This window comes from Pseudomonas sp. E141 (genome assembly GCF_052659885.1).
Window position 1 is genome coordinate 1,779,962 of sequence record NZ_CP084024.1, and the last position, 14,460, is coordinate 1,794,421.

Sequence of the window (14,460 nt, forward strand, 5' to 3'; positions counted from 1 at the left end):
AATCGCCCATAAAAAACCCCGTCACATGGACGGGGTTTTTTGTGCTCGCCGAGTAATTACTCTGGGCGAACCTGTGCAGCTTGCATACCCTTTTGGCCTTTCTCAGCCACGAAGGAAACGGTCTGGCCTTCTTTCAGGCTTTTGAAACCGTCGCTTTCGATAGCTTTGAAGTGTACGAACAGGTCGTCACCGCCACCTGTAGGAGTGATGAAGCCGAAGCCTTTTTCATCGTTGAACCATTTAACGGTGCCGGTTTGGCGATTAGACATGGTGTATCTCCAAGAAACATATATTTTCAGTGTACTGTGCTGCTCAGGCCAACTGGGCACACCGGGGTATCATAGTCGAAATGTTCGATTTGGGAGCCCCCCGCACGCGCTGTTTGCCAATCAGTCGTGTTTTCTTTACTGCCTGATCCGGCTGAAAGGCCCGGTTTTAAAGGCTTTCAGCCGAACGTAAAGACGATAAAAAAAGCTGTAAAACCTGAATAAATCGGTCAAAAAGGCCCGAAATCAGCGTTTTTTATCGATGCACGGCTCCGTGCAAAGACCTGTTTTCTTACTTTTTGGCCTTGTTATCGGCCTTGCATTTTGCAATCTGCCCCAGTGCTTTTTGCTGCAGCTGCGGTGTCGCCTTATTGTCCATCAAGGCTTGAATGTCGGCTGCCGGGTAGGACTTGATCGCATCGGCGCCACAGGCGCAATGGGATTTGGCCGCTGCCGCGCCGATCTGTGGCGTGGCCGCCTCGGTGCATTGGGCCATGTATTTTTCACGCTCCCCCTTGGGCCATTCGGCGTGGGCGGTCAGCGGGAGCAGCAGGGCGAGGGGGGCGACTACTGCAAATAATGTGTTCAGACGCATGCGAAGATGCTCCTTTCGGGTCGATGTCTTGTTATCTGAGGCGTAGCGGGCGGTACAGTTCAGCACTCTGGCATAAAAACCGAGGATTTACGTCCGCTTCAATCCGGGCGCGGCGATGACCGTTCATCTGTGCTAGCATGCCGGGCTCGGGTATTTTCAGGCTCCGGAGGACAACAGGTCCCGGCTGCGGCAAATGTTCGATTAACCCTGATTTGAATCCCAGTCACTCTGGTTCGGTTTTCCCGGTTGGCCGTAAGGCTCCTGCCGCTGTAAGGCAGGCGTTCGTCATTGAATGGCCTGGACTGGATCTTGTACTGGCTCATCCCAACCCACGTGACCTTTGGTAGGGGTCACCACTAGGAGAGGAGGCGCCATGCCAACTATTACTCTTCCCGACGGCAGTCAACGTTCATTCGATCACCCGGTTTCCGTAGCCGAGGTCGCAGCATCCATCGGCGCGGGCCTGGCCAAGGCCACCCTGGCTGGCAAGGTCAACGGCAAACTGGTCGATGCCAGCGATGTCATCGACAGCGACGCCACGCTGCAAATCATCACGCCAAAGGATGAAGAGGGGCTGGAGATCATTCGCCACTCTTGCGCGCACCTGGTGGGCCATGCGGTCAAGCAGCTGTACCCGAGCGCGAAGATGGTCATCGGGCCTGTCATCGACGAAGGCTTCTATTACGACATCGCCTTTGAGCGTCCTTTCACGCCGGAAGACATGGCGGCCATCGAACAGCGCATGCAGCAGCTGATCGAGAAAGATTACGACGTCATCAAGAAAGTGACCCCGCGTGCCGAAGTCATCGAAGTGTTCAAGGCGCGTGGTGAGGATTACAAGCTGCGTCTGGTGGAAGACATGCCGGACGAGCAGGCCATGGGCCTGTACTACCACGAAGAATACGTCGACATGTGCCGTGGCCCGCATGTGCCGAACACCCGCTTCCTGAAGTCCTTCAAGCTGACCAAGCTGTCCGGCGCCTATTGGCGTGGCGATGCGAAGAACGAGCAGCTGCAGCGCGTCTACGGCACTGCCTGGGCCGACAAGAAGCAACTGGCGGCTTACATCCAGCGTATCGAGGAAGCCGAGAAGCGTGACCATCGCAAGATCGGCAAGCGCCTGGGCCTGTTCCACACCCAGGAAGAATCCCCGGGCATGGTGTTCTGGCATCCGAACGGTTGGACCCTGTACCAGGTGCTCGAGCAGTACATGCGCCAGGTCCAGCGTGAAAACGGCTACCTGGAGATCAAGACGCCGCAAGTGGTTGACCGTAGCCTGTGGGAGAAATCCGGGCACTGGGCCAACTACGCCGACAACATGTTCACTACCCAGTCGGAAAACCGCGACTACGCCATCAAGCCGATGAACTGCCCTTGCCACGTGCAGGTGTTCAACCAAGGCCTGAAAAGCTACCGCGAGTTGCCGATGCGCCTGGCCGAGTTCGGTGCCTGCCACCGTAACGAGCCATCGGGTGCGCTGCACGGCATCATGCGCGTGCGTGCCTTCACCCAGGACGATGCGCATATCTTCTGCACCGAAGAGCAGATGCAGGCCGAATCCGCTGCCTTCATCAAGCTGACCATGGACGTCTACCGTGACTTCGGCTTTACCGAAGTCGAGATGAAGCTGTCCACTCGTCCGGAAAAACGCGTTGGTTCCGATGAGTTGTGGGATCGCGCCGAAGCAGCCCTGGCCGCTGCCCTCGATAGCGCGGGCCTTGCGTACGATCTGCAACCGGGCGAAGGGGCTTTCTACGGGCCGAAGATCGAGTTCTCGCTCAAAGATTGCCTTGGTCGCGTGTGGCAGTGTGGTACCCTGCAGCTCGATTTTAACCTGCCGATCCGTCTGGGCGCCGAATACGTGTCCGAAGACAACAGCCGCAAGCACCCGGTCATGCTTCACCGCGCGATCCTCGGTTCGTTCGAGCGCTTCGTCGGGATTCTGATCGAACACTACGAGGGTGCGTTCCCCGCGTGGTTGGCGCCGACCCAGGCAGTGATCATGAATATCACTGATAAACAGGCAGATTTTGCCGCCGAGGTCGAAAAAACTCTCAACCAAAGCGGATTTCGTGCCAAGTCCGACTTGAGAAATGAAAAGATCGGCTTTAAAATCCGCGAGCATACTTTGCTCAAGGTTCCCTTTCTCTTGGTTATTGGAGATCGGGAGGTCGAGATGCAGACTGTCGCTGTGCGTACTCGTGAAGGTGCTGACCTGGGCTCGATGCCCGTCGCCGAATTCGCTGAGTTCCTCGCGCAAGCGGTTTCCCGGCGTGGTCGCCCAGATTTGGAGTAATTATTATTAAGCGTGAAATGAGACAAGATAAACGAGCTGCACCGAAAGCCCCGATCAACGAGAATATCTCGGCACGCGAGGTTCGGTTAATTGGCGCTGACGGCGAGCAGATTGGCATCGTCTCGATTGATGAAGCGCTTCGTATTGCTGAAGAAGCCAAGCTTGATCTGGTAGAAATTTCCGCAGACGCAGTCCCGCCGGTTTGCCGGGTGATGGACTACGGCAAGTCGATCTTCGAAAAGAAGAAGCAGATTGCCGCGGCGAAGAAAAACCAGAAGCAGATTCAGGTAAAAGAAATCAAGTTTCGTCCAGGGACGGAGGAAGGGGATTACCAGGTAAAACTGCGCAACCTGGTACGTTTCCTGAGTGACGGGGACAGGGCCAAGGTATCCTTGCGATTCCGCGGCCGTGAGATGGCCCACCAGGAGCTGGGGATGGAACTCCTCAAGCGGGTTGAACAAGACCTGCTCGAATACGGTTCGGTCGAACAGCATCCTAAGATGGAAGGACGCCAGCTGATCATGGTCATCGCCCCGAAAAAGAAGAAGTAATCAACAGGGCACGGCAGGCCTTGCGATTATGTTTATCAACTGAATGCGGAGTATCCGAACATGCCAAAGATGAAAACTAAAAGTGGTGCTGCTAAGCGGTTTCTGAAAACTGCTAACGGTATCAAGCACAAGCACGCTTTCAAGAGCCACATCCTGACCAAAATGTCGACCAAGCGTAAGCGTCAACTGCGCGGTAGCAGCTTGCTGCATCCGTCTGACGTGGCAAAAGTCGAGCGCATGCTGCGCCTTCGTTAATTTTTGGATCAAGAATAGAGGAAGTAACTCATGGCTCGTGTAAAGCGTGGCGTCATTGCCCGTAAGCGTCACAAAAAAATTCTGAAACTTGCTAAAGGCTACTACGGCGCGCGTTCCCGCGTATTCCGTGTTGCCAAGCAAGCGGTAATCAAGGCAGGCCAATACGCCTACCGTGACCGTCGTCAGAAAAAACGTCAGTTCCGCGCTCTGTGGATCGCTCGTATCAACGCTGGTGCTCGTGTTAACGGTCTGTCCTACAGCCGTTTCATTGCCGGCCTGAAAAAAGCGTCCATCGAGATCGACCGTAAGGTTCTGGCTGATCTGGCAGTGAACGAAAAAGCGGCGTTTGCTGCGATTGTCGAGAAAGCTAAAGCCACCTTGGCTTAAGTACCCCCGACAGTCACCCGGCCTCACCTCTGTGGGGCCAGGTGTTAAACGTCATAAATAGGGGAAGAGCCTTCAAGCTCTTCCCCTATTTTGTATCTGGAGTCTGTACATGGAAAACCTGGACGCGCTGGTCTCTCAAGCACTAGAGGCTGTGCAAAGCGCTGAAGATATCAATGCCCTGGAGCAAATCCGGGTTCACTACCTTGGCAAGAAGGGCGAGTTGACTCAGGTGATGAAGACCCTGGGGAACCTGCCGGCCGAAGAGCGTCCGCAGGTCGGTGCGCTGATCAACGTTGCCAAGGAGCGTGTTACAGAAGTCCTTAATGCGCGCAAGGCATTGTTCGAGGAAGCGGATCTGGCTGCCAAGCTCGCCGCCGAATCCATCGACGTGACCCTGCCTGGCCGCGGCCAGACTTCCGGTGGTTTGCATCCGGTCACCCGGACCCTGGAACGTATCGAGCAGTTCTTCACCCACATCGGCTACGGCATTGCCGAAGGCCCTGAGGTCGAAGACGACTATCACAACTTCGAGGCGCTCAACATCCCAGGCCATCACCCGGCCCGGTCGATGCATGACACCTTCTATTTCAATGCGAACATGCTGTTGCGCACCCATACCTCGCCGGTACAGGTCCGCACCATGGAATCGCAGCAGCCGCCGATCCGCATTGTCTGCCCAGGCCGTGTGTACCGTAGCGACTCCGATATCACCCACTCGCCGATGTTCCATCAGGTCGAAGGCCTGCTGGTGGATCGCGACATCAATTTCGCCGACCTGAAAGGGACTATCGAAGAGTTCCTGCGGGTGTTCTTCGAGAAAGAACTGGCGGTGCGTTTCCGTCCTTCGTACTTCCCGTTCACCGAGCCATCCGCTGAAGTCGATATGGAATGCGTGATGTGCAGCGGTAAAGGCTGCCGCGTCTGCAAGCAGACCGGCTGGCTGGAGGTCATGGGCTGCGGCATGGTTCACCCGAACGTGCTGCGTATGTCCGGGATCGACCCGGAAGAGTTCTCGGGTTTTGCTTTCGGCATGGGCGTCGAGCGTCTGGCCATGCTGCGTTACGGTGTAAATGACTTGCGCCTGTTCTTCGACAACGACTTGCGGTTCCTTGCGCAATTTCGCTAAGCCGCAGACCCGTAACGAATCTAATAGGAGAGCAGGATGAAATTCAGTGAACAATGGCTGCGCGGCTGGGTAAGCCCGCAGGTAAGCCGGGACGAGCTGGTTGCTCGTCTGTCGATGGCCGGTCTTGAGGTCGATAGCGTGACGCCGGCCGCCGGTGAATTCAGTGGTGTGGTGGTGGGCGAGGTGCTGAGCACCGAGCAGCACCCGGACGCCGACAAGCTGCGGGTGTGCCAGGTCAGCAATGGCGCGGAAACCTTCCAAGTGGTCTGCGGCGCGCCAAATGTGCGCCCGGGCCTGAAGATCCCGTTCGCCATGATCGGTGCCGAACTGCCGGGCGACTTCAAGATCAAGAAAGCCAAGCTGCGTGGCGTCGAGTCCAACGGCATGTTGTGCTCCCAGGCTGAACTGCAGATTGGCGAAGGCAACGATGGCCTGATGGAGCTTCCAGCTGACGCACCGGTCGGCCAGGACATCCGTGAGTACCTGAGCCTGGACGATGCGAGCATCGAGGTCGACCTGACCCCGAACCGTGGCGACTGCCTGTCCCTGGCCGGTCTGGCCCGTGAGGTGGGTGCATTGTATGCCGCCCCGGTGGCACGTCCAGCGGTCGCGACCGTGGCGGCGGTGCATGATGAAGTGCGCTCGGTTGAAGTGCTGGCGCCGGCGGCATGCCCACGTTACCTGGGGCGCGTTATCCGGAATGTCGACCTGTCCAAGCCGACCCCGCTGTGGATGGTCGAGCGCCTGCGTCGCGCCGACGTGCGCAGCATCGACGCTGCCGTCGACATCACCAACTACGTGATGCTGGAGCTGGGTCAGCCGCTGCACGCGTTCGACCTTGCCGAAATCAACGGCGGCATCCGCGTGCGCATGGCTGAGGAAGGCGAGAAGCTGGTACTGCTCGATGGCCAGGAAGTGACCCTGCGCAGCGATACGCTGGTCATCGCCGACCACTCCCGTGCCCTGGCGATTGCCGGCGTGATGGGTGGTGAGCACAGCGGCGTCTCCGCGACGACCCGTGATGTGTTCCTTGAAAGTGCGTTCTTCGACCAGATTGCGGTGGCTGGCAAGGCCCGTTCCTATGGCCTGCACACCGATGCCTCGCACCGTTACGAGCGCGGCGTGGACTGGCAACTGGCCCGTGAAGCCATGGAGCGCGCCACTGGCCTGCTGCTGGAAATCACTGGCGGCGAAGCTGGCCCTATCATCGAAACCGTCAGCGAACAGCACCTGCCCAAAATCGCACCGGTCACCCTGCGTGCCCAGCGCATTACGCAGATGCTCGGCATGGAAATGGACCCGGCTGAAATCGAACGCCTGCTCAGCGCCCTGGGCCTGAACATCAGCGCCGACGGGGCAGGGCAGTGGCGTGTCGAAGTGCCAAGCCATCGCTTCGATATCAGCCTGGAAGTCGACCTGATCGAAGAGCTGGCCCGTCTGTACGGCTACAACCGTTTGCCGGTTCGCTACCCGCAGGCGCGCCTGGCCCCACAGGCCAAGGCCGAAGCCCGTAGCGACCTGCCGGAACTGCGCCGTCTGCTGGTGGCTCGTGGGTATCAGGAAGCGATCACCTACAGCTTCATCGATCCACGCCAGTTCGAGCTGTTCAATCCGGGTGTCGAGCCGCTGTTGCTGGCCAACCCGATTTCCAACGACATGGCCGCCATGCGCTCGTCCCTGTGGCCGGGCCTGGTCAAGTCGCTCCAGCACAACCTGAACCGCCAACAGGACCGCGTACGTCTGTTCGAAAGCGGCTTGCGTTTCGTTGGTCAGTTGGAAGGCTTGAAGCAAGAGCCGATGCTGGCCGGTGTCGTTTGCGGCAGTCGTTTGCCGGAAGGCTGGGCGCAATGTCGCGATGTCGTCGACTTCTTCGACGTCAAGGCTGACGTGGAAGCGGTGTTGGGCTTCGCCGGTGCGCTCGGTGCGTTCACCTTCGTGCCGGGCAAGCATCCGGCGCTGCATCCGGGGCAGACAGCACGCATTGAGCGTGACGGGCGTGAAGTCGGCTATGTCGGGGCGATTCACCCTGAACTGTCCAAGACCCTGGGGCTTGATCGTCCTGTGTTTGTTTTCGAGCTGGTTCTGGGCGAAGTGGCACTGGGGAAAATGCCGAAATTCCAGGAGTTATCGCGCTTTCCTGAAGTGCGGCGTGACCTTGCGCTGCTGGCCGATCGCGACGTTGCATCCAGCGCCGTACTGGATGTAATCCGTGAAAATGCAGGCGAATGGCTCACGGACCTCAGGCTATTTGACGTGTATCAGGGTAAAGGCATTGATCCGCATAGAAAAAGCCTTGCAGTCGGCTTGACCTGGCAGCATCCATCGCGCACTCTTAATGACGATGAGGTGAATACCGCAACGCAGAATATCCTCACCTCGCTCGAAAACAGGTTGAACGCCACGTTAAGGAAGTGACGTATGGGGGCTCTGACGAAAGCTGAGATGGCGGAACGTCTGTATGAGGAGCTGGGCCTGAATAAACGGGAGGCCAAAGAATTGGTCGAACTGTTTTTCGAAGAAATCAGGCACGCTCTGGAAGACAACGAACAGGTCAAATTGTCCGGTTTCGGCAATTTCGACCTGCGGGACAAACGCCAGCGGCCTGGCCGCAATCCGAAAACGGGTGAAGAAATCCCGATCACGGCTCGCCGTGTGGTCACCTTTCGTCCAGGGCAGAAGTTGAAGGCCCGAGTTGAGGCTTATGCTGGAACCAAGTCATAACGACGAGCTACCCGTCATCCCAGGCAAACGCTACTTCACCATTGGTGAAGTCAGCGAGCTGTGTGCGGTAAAACCGCATGTGCTGCGCTATTGGGAGCAGGAGTTTCCTCAACTCAACCCGGTCAAGCGCCGCGGTAACCGCCGGTATTATCAGCGACAAGACGTGCTGATGATTCGGCAGATCCGCGCGCTGCTGTACGACCAGGGGTTCACCATCGGCGGAGCGCGCTTGCGCCTCTCCGGTAATGAGGCCAAAGACGATACAACCCAGTACAAACAGATGATTCGCCAGATGATCGCCGAGCTTGAAGATGTGCTGGTGGTGCTCAAGAAATAAATTTCTGCTTTTAAATCTTCCAGTTTTCAAAAGCTTGCGATATATTCCTGAGCGTTCCGTTGAGAGACGGAACAAGATTCACGCCTAGTCGGGGCGTAGCGCAGTCCGGTAGCGCACTAGCATGGGGTGCTAGGGGTCGAGTGTTCGAATCACTCCGTCCCGACCATTATTCCTGAGTAAAATCAGACAGTTAAGCCGATCAGATGGATCGGCTTTTTTGTGCTCGCGCAAAACATGCGCAAAACTAACCGGTGATTTCGCTGATATTCAGGTCGGGGATTGCCTCCGACCACACGATATCCGCGTGATCCCTCTGGTAGTTCTGGTCATGGCATGGCCGGCGATCTTCTGCCCATCCTTTCCGGCTTTCTGATACAGGTGCAGCGACAGCGCACGCACTTCGTGGAAGCCCGGCATTTCCTCTTCTATCGACCCCTTGAACAACCCGCCGCTTCCCGGACCCCATCGAATCGCTGGCGCCGTAGACGATCACCAGGCCAGAGCCCTTGGCGACCTGGAAGAGGTCTTTATGGATGCGGCAAGGGTAGGCGATTGCGCATATACGATCCGCGAGGTCTTCTTTGTTCATGGCATAGCTCCGCCCGCCGTTTACCAGCAGGCTGTGAGTTGTAAGGGTTTGGTTTGTAGTTATATGGCTTTGGTGGGGGCTTGTATCAGGGTATGGCTGATATACGAGGAAGCCTCATTCGAATAAGGTTCTGTAGTTCGCCCTGCCAGGTGTTTCAGAGAAATGCTGAGTGGCCGCAGCTGGTCAGGGTGGGCTTTTTTTTGGTTCTTCACGAAATTCCGGGAAAGACAGAAACAAGAACGCTCTTCAGGAACTTCGAAAACCCAAGCTGCCCCTTGTACGGCACAAACGAAATGGGCTCGACCGAGTCGACAATGAAGCCGTACTTGCCGAAAAACCAGGGCGACTCCGCCTGATAAACGCAATCATAGAGGTGGGCGACGCCAACCAGACCGCCCCTCTTAAGTTCGTCGAACCCTGGTACTTCGGTGCCCATTGATCCCGCGAAGCCCTTGGTATCTTCGTACTCCTGCCGGGTCATACCATTTGATGCGTGAATCAGGAAGCGTCCACGGAACTTGGTAGGCCAGTCCCGGTTCTCGATGTGCTTGTGGCCATTGACGATCAGCCAGGCCAGGGCTGGCGAATTGAAGTGCTTTCATCTGGCAATACCTGTCCTTGACGCTAGCGGCTGACTGTTATCTGTGAGTTGGCGTAGGATGAGGTTTGGAATGGCTAGATCAATTGGAGCTTGTATGGTATTTGGAAGTGATCGCGAAAAGCTCAATAAATATATGGCAGAGTTCGAGCGTGAATCGGATAGGGGGTGTGCAGTTCTTGTGCTGTGTACTTTGGAAGATCTCCTTATTCAGGCTATAAAAAGCCGCTTGCCCAATTGCTCAAATGATGAGTTTAGAAATCTAGCGCCTCTTGGTCGACTTTCAGTAACCATAACCAATGCTTTTTTGCTTGGGGTTTTGTCTGAAAAAGAGCGGGCGGATTTTTCGCTATTAGTAAAGGTTAGGAATAAGTTTGCGCATGGTGCATTTCTCGATCTGAGCTTTTTACATGATGATGTAGCTTATCTTTGTAATAAGCTGGTGTTGTGTGATTCATTTGATGAGTTTGTTATAAATAATCCAAGAAGGCGTTTCATGTTTTCAGCAATTATGATTTATTTGATGTTGCATCACTGTTCGAGTAACAGTAGTTGGCGTCTTGAGGTCAAAGAAGAGTCAGAGTATGTCATAACCTAATGGCGTGGCTGAGTACCAGATCATGGGCATTCACAATCTTCATGCCGAGCTCTTTGCCGATGTGCACTTCGAGGCTGGCGCCGCGGGAATCCTGCCAGCCGGGCAGGGTGGCCACGGTGTCGCAGTCCATCAGCGCCTTGATGTCGTGGCGCATGCATTCGCTCCAAGTGCCTGGGTCAGGGTGAATTCGGCGGGGTTGACGACGATGTGCCCGGCCTCGCGCAGGCTGGCTGCAGTGATGTGGAAGAGGGGGAAGTTCAGGTCCAGCATGTTGGTCATGGGACCGCTGAGGTAGATGCGCTTCATGCCGCCACCTGCTGTTGTTGATGGCCCAGAGCCTCTTGTACGACCGCGATGATCCGACACAGGTAGTTCCAAGCGGGATAGGCTCAATCGCCTTGTCGTCCACCACGTGCCACCAGTCCGCGCCGAACAGCTCGGTCAACAGCTCGCCGTGCTGGTGCGCGTTCGTGATCGATTCGATGTTGCGCAGGTCGTCGATCTGGTCGAAGAGATCGCGAGCGTTTTCACTGTCAAGGCTATCGCCGAACTCCCAATAGCCCTTGCGCATGCGTCGCCGGTCAACGACTGCCTTTCTCGCAAGCTTCATCAGGGCGTCGTTAGAAAAGCGCATCGCGCCCATGCTGGGCGAGAAGTAGCCGATGATGTAGTGCTCATCCAGCCGGCAAAAGAACTGAGCGAGGGTGTGCCCATCCCACATTCCGCCCCAGTAGGCGTGCCAGCTCTTGTCCCAGCAACTGACGGTGATTTTGCCCTTGCGTGGAGCCAGGTCTTCCAGGAACACCGTGATCGGATCCAGGCCCTGCGCACCGGTGATAACCAGCTTCGTGACTGTCGACCGCTCAATGCTCAGCGGCTCGGCCTGTTTGTTTTCTGTTGGCATGAAATACACCTCGGTGTGCATAAGAACGTAATGTCCGGGTAAAAGGAGTTCAGCCCGCCATTTCGGTGGGCAATCGGAGGTTTGTATGAAGATCACAATTGCAGAAATGCAGCTTGCTGATGGCACTTCGGTGAAGTACGCCAGGGTGCTCAAACGTTATGGCCGGCAATGGGTTGGGCAGAGTTTTGGACTAACTTGGCTGATTCAGGAGCAAATATATGGATCGGAGTGCGTAGGTAAGCACGCCTAGGAGGTCTCTGCGGACATGGACGTTCTATGCCGAGGCATGCCCGGGCGGTGGAGGGTGGAGGGTGGAGGTTTGATAAGAGATGATCTACGTTTGCAGAAAAGGAGCCTCCGCATGGAACAGAAGACGCGCCCGACTCGATCAGAAAGGCGAAACAAGAAGCACCAGTTCAATGATCTGAAGGAACTGCTTGAGGCGACTCCTGTCGAGTATCAGCCCAAGCTGTATGAGCGCTTTGAGCGTGAAAGGATCGCTGCCAACAAAGAAAAGTCGGGAAAGAAAAAGCGCGGTGGGTGGCCGTTTCTCCCCGGTAGCTTTGAAGGTGGATCGCGCTGATCAGTTCGCAATCTGTTCCAGTATCCGCCGACCGATCCAGTGACCGCCGGTGACCGCCTTACTGTTGCCGATGGCCTTGTAGCGCGGCCCGTCGGCAGCGGCTCGCAGACATTGTTCGAAAGTCATGCGGCCGCCACGCATCAGGTACTTCGCGTAGTCAGCGTCCAGCTTCTCTGGGCGAATCGAACGCCCGTACGGGGTCAGGGTGTAATCGTCGGGCATGCCCTGTAGGCGTTCGCATTCCCTTGGCGTGAGCCGCCGAACCACTGACCCAATCTGCGCCGCCGGCATTTCTTGTCCTGCTTTTCCACCACCACCGCTTAACGAACCAGTGATGCCGCCATCACCATCTTCGTAGCGAAGCTCTGCCCTGGAGTTTTCAGCGAACGCCGCAATCATCTGTACCTCTGAGCGCGCTTCGATTATGTAAGCCAGGCCCTCTTGCACACCGGCACCGTCCAGGCCGCTCAGGGGATTTGCCCGGGTAGCACCAGCCTGGATAGCGAAACAGCGTCTCCTGCCCGTTGTTGCGTCCGAGAGCATGAGCTTGATCCGCCAGGACGCACGGGTCTTGCGTGCCTTGCACCACCAGGTGGCTGTGCCCGTGGTTGGCGTCCTGGCCCGAGCATCCTTGAAGCCTTCCATAACTGGCGTCGAGTGTTGCTGCAACACATGGCACGTCGTCATAGCTGTAGCCACCAGACTTGCGAGCGCCGCCGGCGAGTGTCGGCACAACAAAGAACGTCTCGCTTTCGATATCCAGTCGGCTGTCCTTGGCGGTGAGCGTGGCAGCGCGCTCGATCGATCCGTCCAAGCTGTGGCCGCCGAATGCCGGGATGCCGCCGAACATGCTCACCGCTGGGCCTTCGTCGCCCTCGCAGTTCACGCAGCCGTACGGTCCGAGCTCTTCGCCGAAGATGTGTCCGCATCCGCACTGGAGCGCAGGGCCGAAAGGAGCTGTTCCGGTAACGTCTTGCCCCTGGCCTCGGCGCGGCGCAGTATCCCGGCGCAGGCCTTCTCGCTCAAAAAGTACCTCGGTGGGATCGAATCCGTCTCGAGCACTTGCGACAACGAACACACGACGGCGTCGTTGGGCCAGTTCCGAAATATTGGGCGTCCAGTACCCGCCACGCGATTGTTCTTTTGGGTCCATACACACAACCAGCGTTCGGCCATTTCTTCCCTGAAGGCTGCAATTCGCAGTCTTCCCCAGCAAGCGCGCCAAGAAAGCATCCGAAGGCGTTGCCTTTGTCACTGAGGACGCCGGGGACGTTCTCCCAGACAACGATGCAGGGCGGCTTTCGGTTGCTGGCGCGAACATGGTCAGTTGCATCTGCGAGCTCCACGTATTTGATGGTGAGGGCGCCGCGGGGATCGGCCAGGCCTTCGCGCATGCCGGCCACGCTGAATGCCTGGCAGGGCGTGCCGCCGACCAGCACGTCGGGCGCCGCGATCTTGCCGGCCAGCACCAGGGCGGCCAGTCGGGTCATGTCGCCGAGGTTCGGCGTGTCGGGGCAGTGGTGCGCCAGGACCGCCGAGGGAAACGGCTCGATCTCGGCGAACCAGGTGGCGCGCATGCCCAGCGGGTGCCAGGCCTGTGTGGCGGCTTCGATGCCGCTGCACACAGAGCCGTAGGTGATGTTAGGCATAGGGGATCCTCGCCGGCTGGCGTGATTCGTAGAAGTGGGGTATTTGTGAATGGAGTTACGCCGATCTCTCAAGGAGCTAGAAATGACGACTGATTTAGATGGTGCAGTAGAAAAAGCAAAAAAACATTTTGCTTCAATGAGTGAGGAAGATCGGCAAAGTTGGCAGCGGCGTGATGATGAAGAACATCGCATTCAACACGTTTTTTTTAAGCAAGGATATCGTCTAGGAAAGTGTTATCTGTGTGGTAAAGATTTCAAGACTGTCAGCAAAGATGCCCCGTGCTTGCATTGGCTGCTTAGACAGGGAAAATTTAAGCCTAAAGATATAAAGTTGATCGCTGAAAAATTCGGGTATCACCAAATTGCTGCCTATTTGCGATGGTGTGCAAATGAGGAGAGGCTTCTCGCCAACATAAACGATCTTGCTGAGGAGGCGCCAGAAGGGAAGATTTTAAGCTCGACGATCCGCTGGAAGAATATTGAGTGGACATTTGATTGCTCGGCTAACGATCTTGCTGGGCACGGTGGAAGCCACTCTAACTTTCCCCATTACCACTTTCAAATGCGGATCGATGGTAGGCAATTTATAAATTTCAATGATTATCACTTGCCGTTCAATGGGCAGGATTTATTCGCCTTTAGTCTGCGGGACGAGGAAGGGTTTAACTTCGGATTCGGTACGCACGGTGCGGGAATGGCTGATGCCATGCAGGTTGATCCCGAACTTATCATTGAACATGCAACAGTTTCTGAGAGTGAGGAGCAAGCCGGTTTTGGCTTCTCAACAATGATTACATCCAATCAAGGCTCAATAAGCGGCGATGATATTTACAATATGATTCAAGAAAGCAAGCGTACTGGAGAGTCAATAGCTAGCCTTTCCAGAAAATTTTACAAAGACGATGAAAGGGTGCAGATCGGTACGATCATTTCTCCATCTGATAGCGTTCCGGAGATTACCGCACGAACAGAAATGAAGCGCCGATAAAGAGTCTGGTGTGATTC

Annotated in this window: 16 protein-coding genes, 1 tRNA gene and 2 pseudogenes; 12 read left to right on the plus strand and 7 right to left on the minus strand. The window is 56.3% G+C overall.

The window, feature by feature from the left end; translation table 11 throughout:
- Positions 1-56: 56 nt before the first annotated feature.
- Entirely contained in the window at positions 57-269 is a 213-nt protein-coding gene (locus tag GKKCFE_RS08005) for a cold-shock protein (RefSeq protein ID WP_047229330.1), read from the minus strand.
- 289 nt (positions 270-558) lie between these two features.
- Positions 559-861: a hypothetical protein gene (locus GKKCFE_RS08010; protein ID WP_047229331.1), complete on the minus strand. Its 303-nt coding sequence runs from the start codon at positions 859-861 to the stop codon at positions 559-561.
- Positions 862-1,234: 373 nt separating this feature from the next.
- Here GKKCFE_RS08010 and thrS point away from each other — a divergent pair, with 373 nt between their 5' ends.
- The 9 genes from thrS to GKKCFE_RS08055 all read left to right on the plus strand — a co-directional run bounded on the left by thrS (position 1,235) and on the right by GKKCFE_RS08055 (position 8,700).
- Positions 1,235-3,157 carry a threonine--tRNA ligase gene (gene thrS / locus GKKCFE_RS08015; RefSeq protein WP_003203626.1) on the plus strand — a complete coding sequence of 641 codons (1,923 nt, stop codon included), beginning with the start codon at positions 1,235-1,237 and terminating at the stop codon, positions 3,155-3,157.
- Positions 3,157-3,708, plus strand: coding sequence for a translation initiation factor IF-3 (infC, locus tag GKKCFE_RS08020; protein WP_169432615.1), 552 nt, complete (start codon positions 3,157-3,159; stop codon positions 3,706-3,708). Before thrS ends, infC begins: the two co-directional genes overlap by 1 nt.
- Before the next feature lie 60 nt (positions 3,709-3,768).
- Positions 3,769-3,963: a 50S ribosomal protein L35 gene (rpmI, locus tag GKKCFE_RS08025; RefSeq protein WP_002553160.1), complete on the plus strand. Its 195-nt coding sequence runs from the start codon at positions 3,769-3,771 to the stop codon at positions 3,961-3,963.
- Positions 3,964-3,993: 30 nt separating this feature from the next.
- Entirely contained in the window at positions 3,994-4,350 is a 357-nt protein-coding gene (gene rplT / locus GKKCFE_RS08030; protein ID WP_002553161.1) for a 50S ribosomal protein L20, read from the plus strand.
- 109 nt (positions 4,351-4,459) lie between these two features.
- Entirely contained in the window at positions 4,460-5,476 is a 1,017-nt protein-coding gene (gene pheS, locus GKKCFE_RS08035) for a phenylalanine--tRNA ligase subunit alpha (RefSeq protein WP_047229332.1), read from the plus strand.
- 36 nt (positions 5,477-5,512) lie between these two features.
- Positions 5,513-7,891: a phenylalanine--tRNA ligase subunit beta gene (gene pheT / locus GKKCFE_RS08040; RefSeq protein ID WP_445577697.1), complete on the plus strand. Its 2,379-nt coding sequence runs from the start codon at positions 5,513-5,515 to the stop codon at positions 7,889-7,891.
- Between the two features lie 3 nt (positions 7,892-7,894).
- Positions 7,895-8,197, plus strand: coding sequence for an integration host factor subunit alpha (gene ihfA, locus GKKCFE_RS08045; protein WP_002553164.1), 303 nt, complete (start codon positions 7,895-7,897; stop codon positions 8,195-8,197).
- Complete coding sequence (locus GKKCFE_RS08050; protein WP_445577698.1) at positions 8,178-8,534, plus strand: MerR family transcriptional regulator; 357 nt, start codon at positions 8,178-8,180, stop codon at positions 8,532-8,534. Before ihfA ends, GKKCFE_RS08050 begins: the two co-directional genes overlap by 20 nt.
- Positions 8,535-8,623: 89 nt before the next feature.
- A tRNA-Pro gene (locus tag GKKCFE_RS08055) sits at positions 8,624-8,700 on the plus strand.
- A 78-nt stretch (positions 8,701-8,778) separates the two neighbouring features.
- On the opposite strand, the pseudogene GKKCFE_RS08060 reads toward GKKCFE_RS08055, so the two are convergent.
- A pseudogene (locus GKKCFE_RS08060) lies at positions 8,779-8,998 on the minus strand (integrase); the annotation flags it as partial.
- A 333-nt stretch (positions 8,999-9,331) separates the two neighbouring features.
- A complete protein-coding gene (locus GKKCFE_RS08065) occupies positions 9,332-9,604 on the minus strand; it encodes a hypothetical protein (protein ID WP_445577699.1) in 273 nt (90 codons plus the stop codon).
- Between the two features lie 190 nt (positions 9,605-9,794).
- Between GKKCFE_RS08065 and GKKCFE_RS08070 the strand changes: the two genes are divergently transcribed.
- Entirely contained in the window at positions 9,795-10,319 is a 525-nt protein-coding gene (locus GKKCFE_RS08070) for a hypothetical protein (protein WP_445577700.1), read from the plus strand.
- Here the strand turns inward: GKKCFE_RS08070 and GKKCFE_RS08075 are convergent.
- Positions 10,309-11,376: a DUF4406 domain-containing protein gene (locus tag GKKCFE_RS08075; RefSeq protein WP_445577701.1), complete on the minus strand. Its 1,068-nt coding sequence runs from the start codon at positions 11,374-11,376 to the stop codon at positions 10,309-10,311. The two genes, GKKCFE_RS08070 and GKKCFE_RS08075, sit on opposite strands and share 11 nt — an antisense overlap.
- A 208-nt stretch (positions 11,377-11,584) precedes the next feature.
- Between GKKCFE_RS08075 and GKKCFE_RS08080 the strand changes: the two genes are divergently transcribed.
- Positions 11,585-11,806 carry a hypothetical protein gene (locus tag GKKCFE_RS08080; protein WP_310663212.1) on the plus strand — a complete coding sequence of 74 codons (222 nt, stop codon included), beginning with the start codon at positions 11,585-11,587 and terminating at the stop codon, positions 11,804-11,806.
- On the opposite strand, the pseudogene GKKCFE_RS08085 reads toward GKKCFE_RS08080, so the two are convergent.
- A pseudogene (locus GKKCFE_RS08085) lies at positions 11,807-12,079 on the minus strand (DNA cytosine methyltransferase); the annotation flags it as partial.
- Positions 12,080-12,828: 749 nt separating this feature from the next.
- Positions 12,829-13,455, minus strand: a complete 627-nt coding sequence (locus GKKCFE_RS08090) for a DNA cytosine methyltransferase (protein ID WP_445578083.1) — start codon at positions 13,453-13,455, stop codon at positions 12,829-12,831.
- A gap of 82 nt (positions 13,456-13,537) precedes the next feature.
- On the opposite strand from GKKCFE_RS08090, the gene GKKCFE_RS08095 reads away from it, so the two are divergent.
- A complete protein-coding gene (locus GKKCFE_RS08095; protein WP_445577702.1) occupies positions 13,538-14,443 on the plus strand; it encodes a hypothetical protein in 906 nt (301 codons plus the stop codon).
- The last annotated feature ends 17 nt before the right edge of the window (positions 14,444-14,460 follow it).

What these genes read in the sequence shown, in the direction of transcription:
- pheS (WP_047229332.1), top strand. Translation starts at nt 4,460, where the DNA reads ATGGAAAACCTGGACGCGCTGGTCTCTCAAGCACTAGAGGCTGTGCAA.
- GKKCFE_RS08070 (WP_445577700.1), top strand. Translation starts at nt 9,795, where the DNA reads ATGGCTAGATCAATTGGAGCTTGTATGGTATTTGGAAGTGATCGCGAA.
- GKKCFE_RS08090 (WP_445578083.1), bottom strand. Translation starts at nt 13,455, where the DNA reads ATGCCTAACATCACCTACGGCTCTGTGTGCAGCGGCATCGAAGCCGCC.
- thrS (WP_003203626.1), top strand. Translation starts at nt 1,235, where the DNA reads ATGCCAACTATTACTCTTCCCGACGGCAGTCAACGTTCATTCGATCAC.
- GKKCFE_RS08095 (WP_445577702.1), top strand. Translation starts at nt 13,538, where the DNA reads ATGACGACTGATTTAGATGGTGCAGTAGAAAAAGCAAAAAAACATTTT.
- GKKCFE_RS08050 (WP_445577698.1), top strand. Translation starts at nt 8,178, where the DNA reads ATGCTGGAACCAAGTCATAACGACGAGCTACCCGTCATCCCAGGCAAA.
- rpmI (WP_002553160.1), top strand. Translation starts at nt 3,769, where the DNA reads ATGCCAAAGATGAAAACTAAAAGTGGTGCTGCTAAGCGGTTTCTGAAA.
- GKKCFE_RS08065 (WP_445577699.1), bottom strand. Translation starts at nt 9,604, where the DNA reads ATGACCCGGCAGGAGTACGAAGATACCAAGGGCTTCGCGGGATCAATG.
- GKKCFE_RS08010 (WP_047229331.1), bottom strand. Translation starts at nt 861, where the DNA reads ATGCGTCTGAACACATTATTTGCAGTAGTCGCCCCCCTCGCCCTGCTG.
- ihfA (WP_002553164.1), top strand. Translation starts at nt 7,895, where the DNA reads ATGGGGGCTCTGACGAAAGCTGAGATGGCGGAACGTCTGTATGAGGAG.
- GKKCFE_RS08080 (WP_310663212.1), top strand. Translation starts at nt 11,585, where the DNA reads ATGGAACAGAAGACGCGCCCGACTCGATCAGAAAGGCGAAACAAGAAG.
- rplT (WP_002553161.1), top strand. Translation starts at nt 3,994, where the DNA reads ATGGCTCGTGTAAAGCGTGGCGTCATTGCCCGTAAGCGTCACAAAAAA.
- pheT (WP_445577697.1), top strand. Translation starts at nt 5,513, where the DNA reads ATGAAATTCAGTGAACAATGGCTGCGCGGCTGGGTAAGCCCGCAGGTA.
- GKKCFE_RS08005 (WP_047229330.1), bottom strand. Translation starts at nt 269, where the DNA reads ATGTCTAATCGCCAAACCGGCACCGTTAAATGGTTCAACGATGAAAAA.